This window comes from Leucobacter luti (genome assembly GCF_004217175.1).
Classification (GTDB): Bacteria; Actinomycetota; Actinomycetes; order Actinomycetales; family Microbacteriaceae; genus Leucobacter; species Leucobacter luti.
This window is the reverse complement of sequence record NZ_SHKI01000002.1, coordinates 361,014-378,037: the sequence shown is the minus strand read 5'-3', so window position 1 is coordinate 378,037 and position 17,024 is coordinate 361,014. Positions and strand designations below refer to the sequence as shown.

General features: G+C 71.2%; 14 protein-coding genes. 7 read left to right on the top strand and 7 right to left on the bottom strand.

What is annotated here, in order from left to right:
* Positions 1 to 210: 210 nt before the first annotated feature.
* Entirely contained in the window at positions 211 to 2,250 is a 2,040-nt protein-coding gene (locus EV139_RS01590) for an NADPH-dependent 2,4-dienoyl-CoA reductase (protein WP_130452562.1), read from the top strand.
* Between the two features lie 808 nt (positions 2,251 to 3,058).
* Here the strand turns inward: EV139_RS01590 and EV139_RS01585 are convergent.
* Positions 3,059 to 3,622, bottom strand: coding sequence for a TetR/AcrR family transcriptional regulator (locus EV139_RS01585; protein WP_130452561.1), 564 nt, complete (start codon positions 3,620 to 3,622; stop codon positions 3,059 to 3,061).
* A gap of 208 nt (positions 3,623 to 3,830) precedes the next feature.
* Between EV139_RS01585 and EV139_RS01580 the strand changes: the two genes are divergently transcribed.
* The 4 genes from EV139_RS01580 (at position 3,831) to EV139_RS01565 (ending at position 8,976) form a co-directional block, all read left to right on the top strand.
* Positions 3,831 to 5,489, top strand: a complete 1,659-nt coding sequence (locus tag EV139_RS01580) for an ABC transporter substrate-binding protein (RefSeq protein WP_130452560.1) — start codon at positions 3,831 to 3,833, stop codon at positions 5,487 to 5,489.
* Positions 5,490 to 5,558: 69 nt separating this feature from the next.
* A complete protein-coding gene (locus EV139_RS01575; protein ID WP_130452559.1) occupies positions 5,559 to 6,620 on the top strand; it encodes an ABC transporter permease in 1,062 nt (353 codons plus the stop codon).
* A complete protein-coding gene (locus tag EV139_RS01570) occupies positions 6,617 to 7,429 on the top strand; it encodes an ABC transporter permease (protein ID WP_130452558.1) in 813 nt (270 codons plus the stop codon). Before EV139_RS01575 ends, EV139_RS01570 begins: the two co-directional genes overlap by 4 nt.
* Complete coding sequence (locus EV139_RS01565; RefSeq protein ID WP_130452557.1) at positions 7,426 to 8,976, top strand: ATP-binding cassette domain-containing protein; 1,551 nt, start codon at positions 7,426 to 7,428, stop codon at positions 8,974 to 8,976. Before EV139_RS01570 ends, EV139_RS01565 begins: the two co-directional genes overlap by 4 nt.
* A 111-nt stretch (positions 8,977 to 9,087) precedes the next feature.
* Here the strand turns inward: EV139_RS01565 and pdxT are convergent, their stop codons facing one another.
* The 3 genes from pdxT to EV139_RS01550 form a co-directional block, all read right to left on the bottom strand.
* A complete protein-coding gene (gene pdxT / locus EV139_RS01560; protein WP_241988936.1) occupies positions 9,088 to 9,753 on the bottom strand; it encodes a pyridoxal 5'-phosphate synthase glutaminase subunit PdxT in 666 nt (221 codons plus the stop codon).
* Positions 9,750 to 10,667: a pyridoxal 5'-phosphate synthase lyase subunit PdxS gene (pdxS, locus tag EV139_RS01555; protein ID WP_130452555.1), complete on the bottom strand. Its 918-nt coding sequence runs from the start codon at positions 10,665 to 10,667 to the stop codon at positions 9,750 to 9,752. Before pdxS ends, pdxT begins: the two co-directional genes overlap by 4 nt.
* Before the next feature lie 97 nt (positions 10,668 to 10,764).
* The gene (locus EV139_RS01550; protein WP_130452554.1) at positions 10,765 to 12,951 is read right to left on the bottom strand and encodes an MMPL family transporter; all 2,187 of its coding nucleotides are present in this window, start codon (positions 12,949 to 12,951) and stop codon (positions 10,765 to 10,767) included.
* Between the two features lie 75 nt (positions 12,952 to 13,026).
* Here EV139_RS01550 and EV139_RS01545 point away from each other — a divergent pair, with 75 nt between their 5' ends.
* Positions 13,027 to 13,602, top strand: coding sequence for a MarR family winged helix-turn-helix transcriptional regulator (locus EV139_RS01545; RefSeq protein WP_130452553.1), 576 nt, complete (start codon positions 13,027 to 13,029; stop codon positions 13,600 to 13,602).
* Positions 13,603 to 13,632: 30 nt separating this feature from the next.
* A complete protein-coding gene (locus tag EV139_RS01540; RefSeq protein ID WP_130452552.1) occupies positions 13,633 to 14,172 on the top strand; it encodes a YaeQ family protein in 540 nt (179 codons plus the stop codon).
* Positions 14,173 to 14,233: 61 nt separating this feature from the next.
* On the opposite strand, the gene EV139_RS15930 is transcribed toward EV139_RS01540, so the two are convergent.
* The 3 genes from EV139_RS15930 to EV139_RS01530 all read right to left on the bottom strand — a co-directional run bounded on the left by EV139_RS15930 (position 14,234) and on the right by EV139_RS01530 (position 16,874).
* Complete coding sequence (locus EV139_RS15930; protein ID WP_198677406.1) at positions 14,234 to 14,371, bottom strand: putative transporter small subunit; 138 nt, start codon at positions 14,369 to 14,371, stop codon at positions 14,234 to 14,236.
* Positions 14,368 to 16,041, bottom strand: a complete 1,674-nt coding sequence (locus EV139_RS01535; RefSeq protein WP_130452551.1) for a sodium:solute symporter family protein — start codon at positions 16,039 to 16,041, stop codon at positions 14,368 to 14,370. The genes EV139_RS15930 and EV139_RS01535 overlap by 4 nt, the downstream gene beginning before the upstream one ends.
* Positions 16,042 to 16,454: 413 nt before the next feature.
* Positions 16,455 to 16,874, bottom strand: coding sequence for a metal-sensitive transcriptional regulator (locus EV139_RS01530; protein ID WP_130452550.1), 420 nt, complete (start codon positions 16,872 to 16,874; stop codon positions 16,455 to 16,457).
* Positions 16,875 to 17,024 lie beyond the last annotated feature (150 nt).

The window sequence follows — 17,024 nt, the reverse complement described above, 5'->3', positions numbered from 1 at the left end:
GCCCAGCGCTCCGGCCGCTCTGCACTTCGGCCGCTCTGCACTCCCGATGAAGCTGTTCGGCCGCTCTGCCGCTCGCATTTGTAGGTGTGCGACACCCCGTTCGACAGCCGCCACTCCGGCCGTTACATTCGGAGGCGAGCGGCCACGAACTCGGCGCCGCTTCCCCGCCGCCCCAGGCGAGGCGCTTCACGCTCACTGAGAGAGAGCCGCATGTCACCGTCGACGTATCCGCACCTGCTCGCCCCGCTCGACCTCGGGTTCACCACGCTCCCCAACCGCGTGATCATGGGGTCGATGCACCTCGGCCTCGAAGAAACCGAAGGCGGCTTTGAGCGGCTCGCCGCGTTCTATCGCGAACGCGCGCGCGGCGGAGCGGGCCTCATTGTCACCGGCGGGATGGCGCCCAATGACGAGGGCCGACTCACCGCGGGCGCCGCACTCCTCGTTGAGCAGAGCGACGTGGACCAGCACCGCCTCGTCACCGACGCGGTGCACGCCGAGGGCGGGCGCATCGCCCTCCAGATCCTGCACTCCGGACGCTACGGCGCGCACCCACGCCTCGTCGCTCCGAGCCCCATCAAGGCACCCATCTCGCCGCTCACGCCGCGCGAGCTCAGCGACGCCGACGTCGAGCGCACCATCGACGACTTCGTACGTACTGCGCGCCTCGCGCAGCAGGCCGGCTACGACGGCGTGGAGATCATGGGCTCCGAGGGCTACCTGATCAACGAGTTCATCGCCGCCCACACCAATCACCGCGTCGACCGGTGGGGCGGCTCGTTCGACAACCGGGCACGCTTCCCCGTCGAAATCGTGCGGCGCGTGCGCGAGGCAGTCGGACCACACTTCATCCTGATCTACCGGCTCTCAATGCTCGATCTGATCCCCAACGGGTCCACCCCGGAGGAAGTGGCCGCGCTGGCCAGGCTCGTCGAGGCCGCCGGAGCGACGATCATCAACACAGGAATCGGGTGGCACGAGGCCAGGATCCCCACCATCGCGAGCTCCGTGCCGCGGGGCGCGTTCGCCTGGGTTACGAAGCGCCTCATGGGCGCGGTCTCGATCCCGCTCGTCACCACGAACCGGATCAACACCCCAGACGCCGCCGAGCGGATCCTTGCCGACGGCTGCGCCGACCTCGTCTCGCTCGCGCGCCCGTTCCTCGCCGACCCGGAGTTCGTGGACAAGGCCGCGGCCGGCACTCCCGAGCGCATCAACACGTGCATCGGGTGCAACCAGGCCTGCCTGGACCACACGTTCTCCGGTCGCCTCGCGTCCTGCCTCGTAAACCCGCGCGCCGGGCACGAGACCGAACTCGTGATCGCCCCCACCACCGCGCCGCGCCGCATCGCCGTCATCGGCTCGGGCCCCGCCGGCCTTGCCTGCGCCACAACCGCGGCCGAGCGCGGACACGCGGTCACCCTGTTCGAGCGCGACGAGCGCGTCGGGGGGCAGCTCAACGTCGCGCTGCAGGTGCCCGGCAAGAGCGAGTTCGCGGAGACGCTGCGCTATTTCTCGGGGCGGATCGCCGAGACCGGGGTCGAGCTGCGACTCGGCACCGCGGCGACCGCGGCGGACCTCGCAGAGGGCGACTTCGACGAGATCGTGATCGCAACGGGCGTGCACCCTCGCCTGCCAGACTTCCCCGGCCTTGACGATCCGCGGGTGGTCACCTACCTCGACGTGCTTCGTGACCGCGTGCCGGTCGGCGCGCGGGTCGCGGTGCTCGGGGCCGGCGGAATCGGCTTCGACGTCGCCGAATTCCTCACGCAGGAGGGGCCGGAGGATCCCGCCGACGTGGGCGCGTTCCTCGCGCACTGGGGCGTCGACCCCGCAGCGACCACCCCGGGCGGGCTCACCGATCCGCCTGCCGCCGACGGCGGGCCTGCCGCACCACGCTTGATCGTGATGCTGCAGCGCAAGGCGGGCAAGCTCGGCGCCGGGCTCGGCAAGACCACCGGCTGGATCCACCGTACCGAGCTCGCGAAGCGCGGCGTGCGCATGGTCCCCGGCGTCGAATACCGCGGTGTCGAGGCCGACGGGCTACGCGTCGCGGTTGACGGCGCAGAGCAGACGATCGAGGCTGACACGATCGTGCTGTGCACTGGGCAAGACCCGGCGCGGGAGCTGCACGCGGAGCTCGCCGGGCGCGGGATCGCCGCGCACCTCATCGGCGGGGCCGACGTGGCCGCAGAGCTCGACGCGAAGCGCGCGATCGACCAGGGCACGCGGCTCGCCGCCGCGCTCTAGCCTGCCCGTCGTTCTCGCGCGGCGCCCCACCCGATTCGCCCTGCCCTGTTTGCCCTGCCCGCGGGCTCGGCGCCGCCCGCCGCCCGCCACCCGCCACCAGTCACCCGTCACCCGCCGCCCGCCGCCCGCCGCCCGCCGCCCGCCGAGTGGAGCCTAACTCCCCCTTCGCGCCACTCTAAGGGGGAATCTGACTCCACTTGATGCGGGAGGACGCCCGCGTCGGGACGCACGCAGCGGGATGACCGCAGTGGGGTGCCCGCGCGCGGGATGCCCGTGCGCGGGCCTGGCAGCGCGTCAGGCACGGCACGCGGACGCTAGGCCCGAGGCATGGCGCGCGCCAGGCGAGCGCCGACTGCACCGTCCTCCTTCTCCGAAGGTAGCTAAATCTCCCCTTCGGACGGCGCGAAGGGGCGATGTGGCTCCACTCGGGCCGGGGCCGGGGCGGGCCGGCGCAACTCGTGCGGCGAGACCCGCTCGGGGTTCCCCCTCGGGTGCGCATCAGCCCAAGCCGCCTCGGACGCAGCCACCTCCGCCCCTGCTCGAGTGGAGGCAGACTTCCCCTTCGGGCGGCGCGAAGGGGAAGTTTCGCTCCACTCGGGAGGGTGGCGCTGACGCGAAGGGGGAGTTTGGATCCACTCGGGAGGAGAGCCAGGGGTCGAGAAGGCAGAGTCAGAGTCAGAGTCAGAGTCAGAGGCAGAGCACGGGCCAGGCGCGGACCAGGAACCAGGAACCAGGAACCAGGAACCAGGAACCAGGCGCGGGCCAGGGATCAGCGAGCGCGGGCCAGGACCCAGCGGGCGGGGCAGCCTCAGCCGAGGGTCGCGCGCGCTGCGGCGAGCGCCTCGGCGACCACCTCGTCGAGGCGGTGCCGGCCCGCACCGAGCCCGGCCCAGTGCCACACCGCCGCGACGAGCGCTGCGGCGTAGCCGGCGCCCACGATCTCGGCGCGGAACCCCGCCCCGTCGTCGCCGGATACCCGCGCGGCGATCGCCTCCGCCAGGCGCAGCTGTCGCTCGGCGCGTCCGTTCGCGAGCTCGGCCTCGACGCCCATGGTGCGCGCGTCAACGATCGCGAGCGCGAGCGTGTCTGGGGCGGGCCCCGTGGCGAATCCGGCGAGCGCGTCCGTGAGCGGCAGTTTCGGATCGGCGAGCGCGGCCAGCACCCCGTCCACCCGCCGGTCGAACACGAACCAGAGGATGTCGGACTTGCCGGCGAAGTAGTTGAAGAAGCTCGAGCGGCTCACGCCCGCGCGGCGGGTGATCTCGGTCACCGACGTCGCCTCGTACCCCTGCTCAAGGAAGAGCTCGGTCGCGGCGTCGGCGATCGTCTCGTGCGAGGAGGCGCGGGGGCGGCCGCGGGCGGGCGTCGTCATCGTTTCACTCTATCCCGGGCGCCGGCGCGCCCGGCACGGCCGCGCCGCCGCCCACCCCAAAGCCCGCACCGCAGCCCACCCCAAAGCCCGCACCGCAGCCCGCCCCACAGGCCGCGCCGCCGCCCGCGCCACCCGTGCTCGCATCGGACCCAGCGATGCCGTACACTCGATTTGTTGAACCGAATCTAACAACGGGAGTTGACGCACCATGATCCTGTCATCCAAGCGGCTCAGCCCACGCGGGAGCGCCATCGGCCTCGCGGCACTCGCCGGCGTCGCCGCGCTCGCGCTCAGCGCGTGCGCGGCCCCGGCCGATTCGAGCGAAGCAGGGAGCCCAGTCGCGGGCGGCACGCTCGTCTACGCCACGGGCGACGCCGAGCCGACCTGCCTCGACCCGCACGTGGGCGGCAACTACCCGCAGGCGCTCATTTCGACGCAGTACCTCGAACCGCTGGTGGGTCGCGACGCGTCTGGCAAGATCACCCCCTGGCTCGCGAGCGAGTGGACCACCAGCGAGGACGGTCTGACCTGGGACTTCACCCTGCAGGACGGCGTCACTTTCACCGACGGCACCCCGCTCGATGCCGCGGCGGTCAAGGCGAACATTGAGCACCTGCAGGATCCGGAGACGCAGTCGTCCACCGGGTACCTCGCGGTCGCAAAGGTGGCGTCGGTTGAGGCGGTCGACGATCTTCACGCCAGGTTCACGCTCTCGGCGCCGGACTCCGCGCTGCTCGAGTCGCTGAGCCAGCAGTGGACGGCGATCCAGTCCCCCGCCGGGATCGAGCGCGGCATGGAGGAGAACTGCCAGGCCCCCATCGGCACCGGCCCGTTCGTGGTCGAGAAGTGGACGCCGCAGCAGAGCGTCACGCTCGTGCGCAACGATGACTACCGCACGCCCGGCCCAGAGGCCGACCACGACGGCGCCGCGCACCTCGACGGGATCGAGTGGCGGTTTATCCCCGACGCGGCGACGCGCTACGCGGCGCTCGCCTCGGGCGAGGTGCAGGTGATCGACAACCCGCTGCCGAGCGACATCGTGGCCGCGGCCGACGCCGGGATCGAGCACATCGACGCGCCCCGCCCCGGCTCGGTGAACCGGATCGAGCTCAACTCGGCGCAGGCTCCGTTTGACGACGCGCGCGTGCGGGAGGCGTTCATTCGCGCGGCGGATCCGGATCCGGGCATCGAGTCGCTCTACCGCGGCACCGCGCAGCGCTCCACCTCCCCGCTCGCGAGCACCGAGCCGGCAGCGGCGAGTAACGAGGAGCTGTTCACCACCGACGCCGCGGCGGCAGAGAAACTCCTCGACGAGGCCGGCTGGACCGAGAAGGGAGCCGACGGCGTTCGCAGCAAGGACGGCGCGCCCCTCACCGTCAGGTTCCCGGTCAGCACCAACCAGTCGGTCGCGGCCGAGCAGTCGCTGTTCGAGCAGATCCAGGCAAACACCGCCGCGGTCGGCTTCGACGTTCAGCTGGAGCCGGTTGATCTGAGCAGCTGGTACGCCGCGCTCGGCGCGAACGAGTACGAGGCAGTGAGCGCGCCGTACACGAAGGTGGGGCCAGACGTGCTCCGGATCCTCTACCACTCGGACGGGATCGTTCCCGCGCCGTCCGGCTACTTCGCGAACCACGCCCAGCTCGCGGATCCCGAGCTCGACGCGCTCCTCGACGAGGCCTCAGCGACGCTCGATGAGGACGCACGCGCGGAGCTCTACGCCGACGCGCAGCAGCGGATCCTCGAGAGCTTCACGGTGCTGCCGCTCTACGACCAGCAGAACCACTTCCTCACGAAGCAGGTGGCCGGGGTCACCACGCTCGGCACGGTCGCGACGCCGACGTTCATCAACGCGCAGCTCACCGAGTAGTCGCGCGGTGGGGTTTCGGGGCGCGGGCGGGGCCACGCCGGTGCGGCGCCGGCCGCTAGCCTGATCAGGATGAGTACGACGGGAAGCACCGCGCCCACACGCCGCGCGAGCGCGCCATCGCGCCCGCGCGGCCGACGCGGCCGACGCGGCCCTCGCGCGCGGCGGCTCGTGCGGGCCGTGCTTGGCCGGCTCGGAGCTGCACTGCTGGTCGTGTGGGTCACGGCGACGATCGTGTTCGTTGCCCTCCGCGTGAGCGGCGACCCGCTCGAAGCGATCCTCGGCGGGCCGGGCTCGCAGGCCGGGCCCGAGGCGGTCGCGCTCGCGCGGAGCAGCTACGGGCTCGATCAGCCCGTCGTGGTGCAGTACCTCTCGCAGTTGTGGCGCACCGCGACACTGCAGTTCGGCGACTCGTACGCGCGGAAGCAGCCGGTCGCCGAACTGCTCGCGGCGAACGTGCCGCCGACGATCCTGCTCGCGTCGCTCGCGCTCCTGCTCGCCTGGGCACTCGCGGTCGTGGGCGCCGTGATCGCCGCGCTGCCGCGCGGCCGCGCGGGGCGGGTGGTGCGCGCGGTGCTGGGCGGGATCGAGACGCTCGTGTCGGTGACCCCGCACTTTTTCCTCGGCGCGATCCTGATCCTCGTGTTCGCGAGCGGCCTCGGCTGGCTGCCGGCGACGAGCTCGGGGGCAGCGCCGGCGGGCCTCGTGCTGCCGGTCGTCACGCTCGCCGTGCCGCTCGCCGGGTATCTCGCGCACGTGATGCACGGCTCCCTCGCCGAGGCGGAGGCCGCCCCGTTCGCGGCCACCGCGCGGGCCCGCGGCGGCTCCGAGGCGCGGGTGCTGCTCACGCACACGCTGCGCCACGCGGCGCTGCCAGCGCTGGCGCTGTCCGGTTGGGCGTACGGCTCGCTGCTCAGCGGGGCCGTGGTAGTCGAGGCGCTGTTTGCCAGGCAGGGGCTCGGGCGGCTACTACTCGAGGCGACGCTGGTGCGCGACGTCCCGGTGGTCGTCGGCGCGGTCGCGGTGATCGCGCTGATGTACGTGGTCGTAATGCTGATCTCTGACGTGCTCGAGGTGATCGTCGACCCGCGCCTGCGCTCGGAGCGCGAGCCGACCGCGGAGGCTGGCGCATGACCCGCGGCCGGCGGTTCGGCGTCCCCGAGTGCGCGAGCCTCGCCGTGCTCCTCATCGCGGCGGCGGCGGTGCTCGCGCCCCAGCTCCTCGCGCCCGGCGACCCGCTCGCCGTGCACCCGGCCGACGCGTTCGCCCCGCCATCATTCGCCCATCCGTTTGGCACTGACGAGTCCGGCCGCGACGTCGCCACTCGCGTGGTGCACGGCGCCGCCGCGTCGCTCGGGATCGGCCTGGCCGCGACCGGGATCGGGATCGGGATCGGCGCGCTGCTCGGCTTCGCGGCCGGACTCGGCCCGCGGCCCGTCGACGCGGCGCTCGGCCGGCTGTTCGAGGTGCTGTTCGCACTGCCGACCCTGGTGATGTCCCTGCTGTTCATCGCCGTGCTGGGCAGCGGGCCGACCGCCTCAATCCTCGCGATCGGGCTCGCCACGATCCCGGGCTACGCGCGCCTGCTGCGCTCCCGCGTGCGGGGCGTGGCGGGCAGCGGCTACGTCGAGTGGGCGCGGCTCGACGATGTCTCCCCCGGCCGGGTGTTCGTGCGGCACGTCGCCCCGAACGCCCTGTGGCCGCTGGTCTCGGCGGCCACGCTCGGTGTGGGCCAGGCGATCGTGTGGGTCTCCGCACTCGGCTTCCTCGGTCTCGGCACCGAACCGCCGGCGCCCGAGTGGGGCGCGATGCTCAACGCGGGCCGCGTGTACCTCACGAGCGCGTGGTGGATGACGGTGGGCCCCGGGCTCGCGCTCGTGCTCACGGCCGCCGCGCTCACCGTGATCGGCCGCCGCCTCGCAGACGGGAAGGACCTCACATGAGCCACGACCAGGAGCCCGCCGTCGCGCCACCGCCGCCCACTGGGCACCCGTTGCTCGACGTGCGGGCGCTCACGGTGCAGCGCCCCGGCGGAGACGCCGTGCTCGCGGACGTCGATCTCGCGGTGGCGCCCGGCGAGTGCCTCGCGATCGTTGGCGCGTCGGGCGCCGGCAAATCGGTGCTCGCGCGCACCCTGCTCGGTCTCACCCAGGCCGAGCGGGGCTGGCGGGTGCAAGCCGACGGCCTCGACCTCGCGGGCAACGACCTGCGCGCGGCGGGCCCCCGGCGGTGGCGGCGCGTGCGCGGCGGGACCGTTGGCCTCGTGTTGCAGGACGCGCTGCAGTCGCTCGACCCGCTGCGCACAATCGGCGCCGAGGTGGGCGAGGCGCTCGCCGTGCGGGGTGTGCGCGGCACGGCACGGCGCGCCGCGGTCGTGGCGGCACTCGCCGCGGCCGGCCTGCCCGACCCGGAGCAGCGGCTCGCCCAGCGCGCGAGCGAGCTCTCCGGCGGTATGCGGCAGCGCGCGCTGATCGCCTCCGCGCTCGCCGCCGGCCCGGCGCTGCTCGTCGCCGACGAACCGACCACCGCACTCGACTCCGCCACCGCCGCACACGTGCTGGCGAGTTTCAACGACATCCGCGACCGCGGCACAGCGATCCTGCTCATCAGCCACGACCTCGGCGCGGTCGCGCGGATCGCGGATCGGATCGCGGTGCTCGACGGCGGCAGGATCGTGGAGCGCGGACCCGCGGCGCGCCTGCTCACCGCGCCGGAGCACGCGGCCACCCGCGCGCTCGTCGCGGCAATCCCGCGCGGGCCGAAGCCCACGCCCCCGGCACCGCGCGGCGGCGGCGAGCTCCTCCGCCTCGCGGGGGCCGCGCGCCTCTTCCCCGCGCCGACGGGCGGTACCACCGGCCTGCGGGGCATCGACTTCGAGCTCCACCGCGGCGAGTCCGTGGGCGTGGTCGGCGAGTCCGGAGCGGGTAAGACGACGCTCGCTCGGATCATCGCCGGGGCCGAGCGCCTCGACACGGGAACGATCACGCGCGCCACGCCCGCACCGCGGGTCCGGCTGATCCCGCAGGATCCGGTCGCGACGTTCGATCCGAGGTGGCGGGTGGAGCGGATCCTCCGCGCCTCGATCCGCCCGGAGAGTCACACCGCCCCGGCCGAGCTGCTCGCCCGGGTCGGTCTCGGCGCCGAGTTTCTGACGCGGCGGCCGCGCACGCTCTCGGGCGGCCAGCGACAGCGCGTCGCGATCGCCCGGGCGCTCGCGGCGGAGCCCGACGTGCTCGTGTGCGATGAACCAGTGTCGGCCCTCGACGTGGCCACCCAGGCGGGGATCCTCGACCTGCTGCGCGGGCTTCAGCAGCGCCTCGGCGTAGCGCTCGTGTTCGTGTCGCACGATCTCGCCGCGGTGCGCAGCGTGTGCGACCGGGTGCTCATTCTGCGCGACGGGGTGGTCGTCGAGTCTGGCGACACCGAGCGGGTGTTTGGCGCCCCGCAGGATCCGTTCACGCGCGAGCTCGTCGCGGCGAGCGCCGGTTAGGATCGCGCAGCCGAACTCCGGCTAGGGCCACGCAGCCGAGCTCCGGTTAGGATCGCGCAGCCGAAATCCGGCTAGCGCGGCCAAGCGCAGGTTCCCGCCGCCGGGCCCCTCTCAGCACTGCGCGAGGAGCGCGCGGTGCAGGGTCGGATCACCGCTCAGCTCGGGGTGAAACGCGATCCCGGTGACGGTGCCGAGGCCGCTGCCGGCGCCGCCTCCGCGCCCCGCGCGCACAGCTGGCTCCGCCCCGGCCTCCGGTCCGACCGGCGCGCTCGTAACCCCGAGGATTCTCCCGTCGAACCGGGTCACCACGCGGGCGGCCGGCCCCACGGCAACGATCTCGGGGGCTCGGATCAGGGCGCCGCGCACCGGCCCCAGGCCGCACACGGCGAAGGCGGCCTCACAGGAGGCGAGCTGCCGCCCGAGCGCGTTGCGGCGCACGGTCACGTCGAGGCCGCCGAGCGTGCGCTGGCCGGGTGCCGCGTCGCGCAGGCGCGCGGCGAGGAGGATCAGCCCCGCGCAGGTGCCGAGCGTTGGCGTGCCGCCCCGGATCAGCTCGCCGAGCGGCTCCGCGAGGCCCGTGCGCCGGAGGAGCCGGTCGATCACGCTCGACTCGCCGCCGGGCAGCACGAGCGCGTCGAGCCGCGGGCCGTCTGGGCCGCGGAGCTGGGCCGGGCGGCGCACGCGCACCACGCGCGCGCCCAGTCCCTCGAGCATCGCCGCGTGCTCGGCGACCCCGCCCTGCAGCGCGAGCACGCCGACGGTGGGCGCGGCACTCACCAGCCGCGCTCGGCGAGGCGGTGCGGCGCGGGGAGGTCTGACACGCTGATCCCCACCATCGCGGGGCCGAGCCCGCGTGACGCGGCCGCAACCGCGGCCGGGTCTTCGAACTGCGCGGTGGCCGCGACGATCGCCGCGGCCCGCTTGGCTGGCTCGCCCGACGTGAAGATGCCGGACCCCACGAACACGCCGTCGGCGCCGAGCTGCATCATAAGCGCCGCATCAGCGGGGGTCGCGATTCCGCCGGCGGTGAACAGGACCACTGGAAGCGCGCTGCGCTGCGCCACCTCGGTCACGAGATCGAGCGGCGCCCGCAGCTCCTTCGCCGCGACGTAGAGCTCGTCGGGCGCAAGGCCGCGCAGGCGCGCGATCTCGCCACGGATGGTGCGGATGTGCTTGGTGGCTTCGGACACGTCGCCCGTGCCCGCTTCGCCCTTCGAGCGGATCATCGCGGCCCCCTCGGCGATGCGGCGCAGCGCCTCCCCCAGGTTCGTTGCGCCGCACACGAACGGCACGGTGAAGCCGCGCTTATCGATGTGGTTGACGTAGTCGGCGGGGCTCAGCACCTCTGACTCGTCGATGTAGTCGACGTCGAGCGCCTCGAGCACCTGGGCCTCGACGAAGTGACCGATCCGCGCCTTCGCCATGACGGGGATCGAGACTGCAGCCTGGATCCCCGTGATCAGATCCGGGTCGCTCATGCGCGCCACCCCGCCCTGCGCACGGATGTCCGCCGGTACGCGTTCGAGCGCCATTACGGCGACCGCGCCGGCGTCCTCCGCGATGCGCGCCTGCTCGGGGGTGACCACGTCCATGATCACCCCGCCCTTGAGCATGTCGGCGAGCCCGCGCTTTACGAGCGGCGAGCCGGTCTGGGTCGAATCTGGGGCCTGGGGTGCTGATGTGGTGGTCATGCCGTCCACCATGTCAGCCGGTCTTGGTCTGCCTCAAGATCCAAGAACATGGATCTTCAATGGACCAAGAGTTTCCCCAGATCCGAGCCAGTTCGGGTTACGCCGCCCCGCGCCCCAGCTTCGACGGCCACCAAATCTTCCGCCCGATGTCATAGCTCAGCGCTGGCACGAGGAGCGAGCGAACGATGAACGTGTCGAGCAGCACACCGAACGCCACGATGAACGCGATCTGCACGAGGAAGAGGATCGGGATCACCGACAGTGCAGCGAACGTCGCCGCAAGCACCATACCGGCAGAGGTGATCACGCCGCCCGTGATCGAGAGCCCGCGCAGAATCCCCTCGCGCGTCCCGTGCCGCAGTGACTCCTCACGCACCCGTGTCATCAGGAAGATGTTGTAGTCGATCCCGAGTGCCACGAGGAACACGAAGCTGTAGAGCGGCACCGCGGGGTCCACACCGGGGAAGTTGAACACGTGCGTGAACATCCAGCCCGCCACGCCCAGCGCGGTGCCAAACGACAGCACCGTGGTGGCCACGAGCAGGAGCGGGGCAAGGATTGAGCGCAGCAGGAGCATGAGAATGAGCGTGATCACGAGGAGCACGATCGGGATGATCAGCGTGCGATCGTGGATCGAAGCGTCGTTCGTGTCGATCGCGGTCGCCGTGACGCCGCCCACGATGGCGCCGGGCGCCGCGGTCTCGAGCTCGGCGCGCAGTTCGCGCACCGTGTCAGCCGCGGCGTCCGAGTCGGCCGCGGCGGTGAGCGTGCCCTGGAGCAGCACGTCGCCGCTCGCGACGGTCGGTTCGATCGGCGCGGTTGCGGCGCCCGGAGCACCGGCGGGCGGGCCGGCGGGCACGCCAACGCCGTCGGACGTGACCGGCAGCGTGCCGCTCGGGGCGTCGCTCGCGGCGACCGTCACCCCATCGATCCCGGACGAGCCGAGCAGCACATCCGCGGCCTCCTGGAGCTTCGACTCGGGGGCGATCACGGTCACGGGGCTTCCGGATCCGCCCGGGAAGTGCTCGCCGAGCGCCTGCTGCCCGTCGCGCGCCTCGGAGGTCCCGAGCACGAGGTCAGACTGCGGCACGCCGGTCGCGTCGAGCTGGCTGGCGCCCACCACGCCAACCGCGAGCAGCACCGCGGTCACGATCCAGATGGGCCGGTGCCGACGCTTGATCCAGCCGGCGAGCTTTGCCCACACGCCGCCGTGGATGCCGTGCTCGGCCGCGACAACCTCAGGCTCAAACTTTGGCCGCTTGGGCCAGAACGCCGCGCGGCCAAAAGCGAAGAGGATCGCCGGGAGCAGCGTGAGCGCGGCGAGCATCGAGAACACGATGCCGATCGCAGCGATCGGCCCGAGGGAGCTGTTCGATTTGAGGTCCGAGAGCAGCAGGCAGAGCAGACCAGCGATGACCGTGCCACCGGAGGCGAGGATCGGCTCGATCGATCCCTTGAGCGCGCGCATGGTGGCGGCCCCGCGATCCTGGACCAGGCGCAGTTCCTCGCGGTAGCGGGACACGTACAGCAGCGAGTAGTCGGTTGCGGCACCGATCACGAGGATGAAGAGGATGCCCTGGGTTTGCCCCGAGAGCATGAGCAGCCCCCACTTCGCGAGCCACCAGTTCAGCAGCAGCGCCGCCGTGAGCGCGATCACGCTCGTTGAGAGCACGGCGACCGGCAAGAGTAGCGAGCGGTAGACGATGATCAGGATGATGAACACCGCGAGCAGCGCGACGCCCAGCAGGATCCCGTCGATGCCCGAGAAGCCGTTGACGAGATCCGCGGTGAACCCCGCGGGGCCGGTGACGTAGACGCTGACTCCGTCCGGCGCACTCGCGCGCAGCTCATCGCCCACGGCCGCGACCGTGTCGCGCAGCCCTTCCCCGCTGTCGAGCGGCACAAAGGCCTGGGCGGCCTTCCCGTCCTCGGACGGGATCAGGGGCGAGAGTTCATCTGACACCCCCGGAACCGTGTCCGGGAGCGCGGTCACCGCGTCAGAGAGCGCGGTGAGCTCCGACTCGGTGAGTTCCGAGTCGCTCGCGACGACCACGACGGCCGGGATGTCTTCAGAGTCGTTAAAGTCGCCGAGGCGCTGCTGCACCTGCGTGGCGTCGGCCGAGGTGGGCAGGTAGGTGGTCTGGTCGTTCGACGACACCTCGCTCACCTTGCCGAAGTAGGGCCCACCGATCCCGCTCACCGCGACCCACCCGATGATGAGCACGGCGGGCAGCAGTATCCGCAGCCACTTCCGCCGAGGTCGTCCTGCGTGATTCGCGGTCATGGCGCGTCCCCCATTTATCTAGCCTGGTTAATTAATATCCTAAAGCTTACATCTATTGCAGGCTAATATAACATCATGACGTCGCCCAATGCAGAACCGCACCCCACCGCGGACGGGATCTACGATGTCGAGAGCAATGACCCTGACGGCCGGCTCGTCGACCGCGCTGGCCTCGACCCCGCAGCGCTCGGCGAGATCGGAGCTGTGATGTCGGCTCTCGGCGCGCTGCGCGAGTCGGAGGACCGACTGTCCGAGGCATCCCTCGCCTATATGAAGCTCGGCCGCACCGACATGCGTGCGCTCCACTTCCTCATCGTCGCGGAAAACGAGGGCCGCGTTGCGACGCCGGGCGCCATCGCGGCGCACCTGCGGATCACCACCCCCTCAACCACCAAGCTGCTCGATCGGCTTGAGCGCGGCGGCCACGTGGTGCGCGCGATCCACCCCAGTGACCGGCGCGCCTTCGCGATCACCGTCACCCCAGAGACGCGCGAGGCCGCGTACCGCACCGTCGGCGTGCAGCAGGCGAAGCGCTTCCACGCCGCGGCCCGGCTCTCATCCGAAGAGCGCGAGGTCGTGACGCGGTTCCTGCGCGATATGGCCGCGGAGATCGACGTCAGCGGCGAAGACTGGGCGCAGCCCGGCCACTAGCTCCCGCCGCGCCCGCTAGGCTCAGTGAACATGGCACTAGGCGCGACGATTCACACGTTCGAGATCCAGCTGGCAGACGTGGACCGCGGGGTGTACGACGAACTGCAGTTGCGCGTCGCCCGCCACCCGTCTGAGACCGCGGCATACATGGTCACCCGGGTCCTCGCCTACTGCCTGGAGTACGAGGAGGGCATCGCGTTCAGCGCCGGCGTCTCCTCAACCGACGAACCCGCGGTGCTGGTGCGGGACCTCACGGGGCACATCACCGCGTGGATCGAGATCGGCGCCCCTGATGCGGCACGCCTCCACCACGGCAGCAAGCTCGCAGACCGCACCGCCGTGTACACCCACCGCGACGCGGCAAAGCTGCTCACCTCGTGGGAGGGCAAGACGATCCACGAGGCGGAGAACATCGTGGTGCGATCGTTCGATCCCGGATTTATCGACACCGTGGTCGCCCCACTTGAGCGCCGCAACACCATGACGGTGTCGCTCACCGAGGGGCAGCTCTACGTCGACCTGAACGGCGCGTCGCTCAGCTCGGCCGTGCACGAGCACCGGGTCGGCTAGCGGAGCCCGCGGGGCTAGCCGCGCGGGCTCCGGGGCGGGCATTGCCCGCCCCGGCACACCCCTAGATAATTGGGCGCCCCTCACGCCGCGCCTGCCGCCAGTCGGCGAAGAACGCCCTGACGATCACGGTGAGTGTGCCCGCCACAATCACGGGCCACACGAGAACGTACACGGTCAGCAGGATCGTACTCAGATTCATGCGGGGTTCCTTTCAAGTTCCACGGCCGGTAGCTCATCCACGGGGTCGAAGTCTCCCGTGCGCTCCGAGATGAGCGCGAAGTCAAAGCGAGGTTGGCGCGACGCGAGCGTGATCGCCACGCACACGAGCGTGCTCACCGCGTATGCAACGAGCGAGCCCGAGAGCACCGGGTACTGGTGCAGGAAGCCGATCGCAAACGGCGCCGCGGCGAGCGTTGACACCGCAGCGACCACGAAGGCGACGCGCTTGCCAAAGAACCCGAAGGCCATGAGGCCAAGCACCACGCCGATTCCGATCGTGGCGAGCACGTCGCTCACGAGGCCGACTCCCCCGTCGAGACTGATCCACTCGAAGCGCACCGGGAGGAACGCGGCGAGCGCGGCGACGACGGCGACGCTGAACGCCGCGTTCGTCACCCGATCCCAGTAGAAGCTCGCGATCACTGGGAAGACGAGCGCGCCCCAGAGCGCGCCAACAAACACCAGCAGGTCGAGGATGTTGAGCTGCGATCCGGCGAAGAACACCCCGGCCGTGATCGCGACGATCATCGTAATCCGCCCGATCAGCACCATCGTGCGCGGGTTCGCCCGCCCCTTACCCGCAACGTTCTGGCCGTAGATGTCCGCCATCACGATCGAGGCGAGGGCGGTGAGATCCGCATCCGCCGTCGACGACAGCGAGCCGATGATCATGATGAAGAACAGCGCGAGCAGCGCGGGCGGCAGGTACGTCGCCGCGAGCTGCGGGATCAGGTTGTTCACGTCGCCGCCGGCCGGCTCGATCCCCGCGTACAGCGCGATCACGCCGAGCATGCCGATGCCGATAATCGTGGCACCGTAGCCGACCGTCGCGGTGACGAACGTCTTCTTGATCAGGTCCTCGCGCACCGCGAACAGCCGCTGCGCGATGGTCTGATTCCCGATCGCGTAGGCGAGCACCGCAGCAATGTAGGGCGCACCCTGGTTGAAGAATGCGTCGGACGAGAAGAAGTCGCCCTGCTGCGGGGTGAGGCGGTGCGCGCCGGTCTCGAACAGCTCTGGGCCGCCCGCCGCGAAGAACACGACCGGGATGATGATCACGACGGCGCCGAGCATGAACACGACCTGCACGAAGTCGGTGAGCACCGAGGCGCGGAACCCCGCCCAGAGCGTGTAGAGCAGCACGCCGGCGCCGATCGCGATCACTCCCTGCGTGAACGTGAACGGGGAGAGCATGTCGATCAGCGCGCCCCCGGCGATGAGGTTCGACGTGAGGCTAATGACGCTGCCCAGCACGTTTGACCCGGCGAGCATGAGCTGGCTCGAGCGGCCGTGCCGCGCGAACATCACCTCGGCGATGGTGTGCGCGCGAGGCGCGACCTGCCTGATCCGGCGCCCGAACGGGTAGATCAGCAGGATCATGAGTGCACCCCAGAGCCCGTAGTGGATCGGGCCGGAGAGGCCGTACTGGAACCCGGAGGTTGCCGAGGCGTACATTGAGGCGGCCCAGATCCAGGTGGCGGTCATGGAGGCGGCGGAGATGCCGAATCCGATGCGCCCGCCGCCGGTCATGTAGCCGTCGGCGTTCTCGCGTTTCCGGCTGATCCGGAGCGAGATAATGAGGCTTGCGCCAAAGAACAGGATGAACAGGCCCAGGACGACCGGGCCCGAGAGCTGCTGGAGCTCTTCCATTGCGTTTTCCTTTCAGAGTGCGGATTGTCGGCGACGATGCCGGAGAACCGTAGTGAAAGAAAACACGCTAAGTGGGGATGCAGCAGACGGGGATGAGGAGCCGGGAGTACCCGGTTGAGCGCAGGGATCGGCGCGCTGTGAATCGCGGGGAGCGTGAGCGTGCCGGTGGTTCGGTGCGCCCGCGCGTGACGGTGGCGGGAATGAGTCCGGGGGTGATGTGTGCGTCCCTTCGACGGCTGGATAGGCGGGTTCGCCCTCCCAATACCTATCGCACTCGAGGCCTGAGGGCCAATCCGGGAGCCCCGTCGGGCGCGGAGCGCGGCGACGGGGACGGACCGGGCGACGCGGCCGACGAACTCACCAACAGGGCGGGGCGCCGATCCGGTACCCCGCCCCACTCACCCAATCACGGGCTATCGCACGAGGCGCGCAATGGCCCGCGTCGCCTCCGCGATCTTGTCCTCGGCAACCTGGCCACCCACTCGGGCGGCATCGGTGACGCAGTGCCGCAGGTGATCCTCGAGCAGCCCGAGCGCCACACCCTGCAGTGCGCTCGTGATCGCCGATACCTGCGTGAGGATGTCGATGCAGTACTGCTCCTCCTCGACCATGCGGTGGATACCGCGCGCCTGCCCCTCGATCCGCTTGAGCCGCGCCAGGTACTTGCTCTTGTCGGAGAGGTAGCCGTGGGAGCCGTGGTCACACACGGTCGCGGTGTCCGCACCCGCGGCAGCCTCGGGAGCCGCGACCTCCTCAGCCCCGAGCGGCGCGGCAGCAACCGCCTCGTCGACGATGCTGACGGGCGCTGCGGTGATGACCTCAGTGGTGCTCATGGTGTTCTCCGAACGTGAGTGACGGTGCCGGTGGCCTGTGCGGGGCCGCGGGCCCTGACGCGCTGCGACCCCGACAGATACAGGATACCCTAGAGGGGTATCTTTCACCAGGCCACACAAGGGATCACGAACGCCAGCCATCGCCGGGGT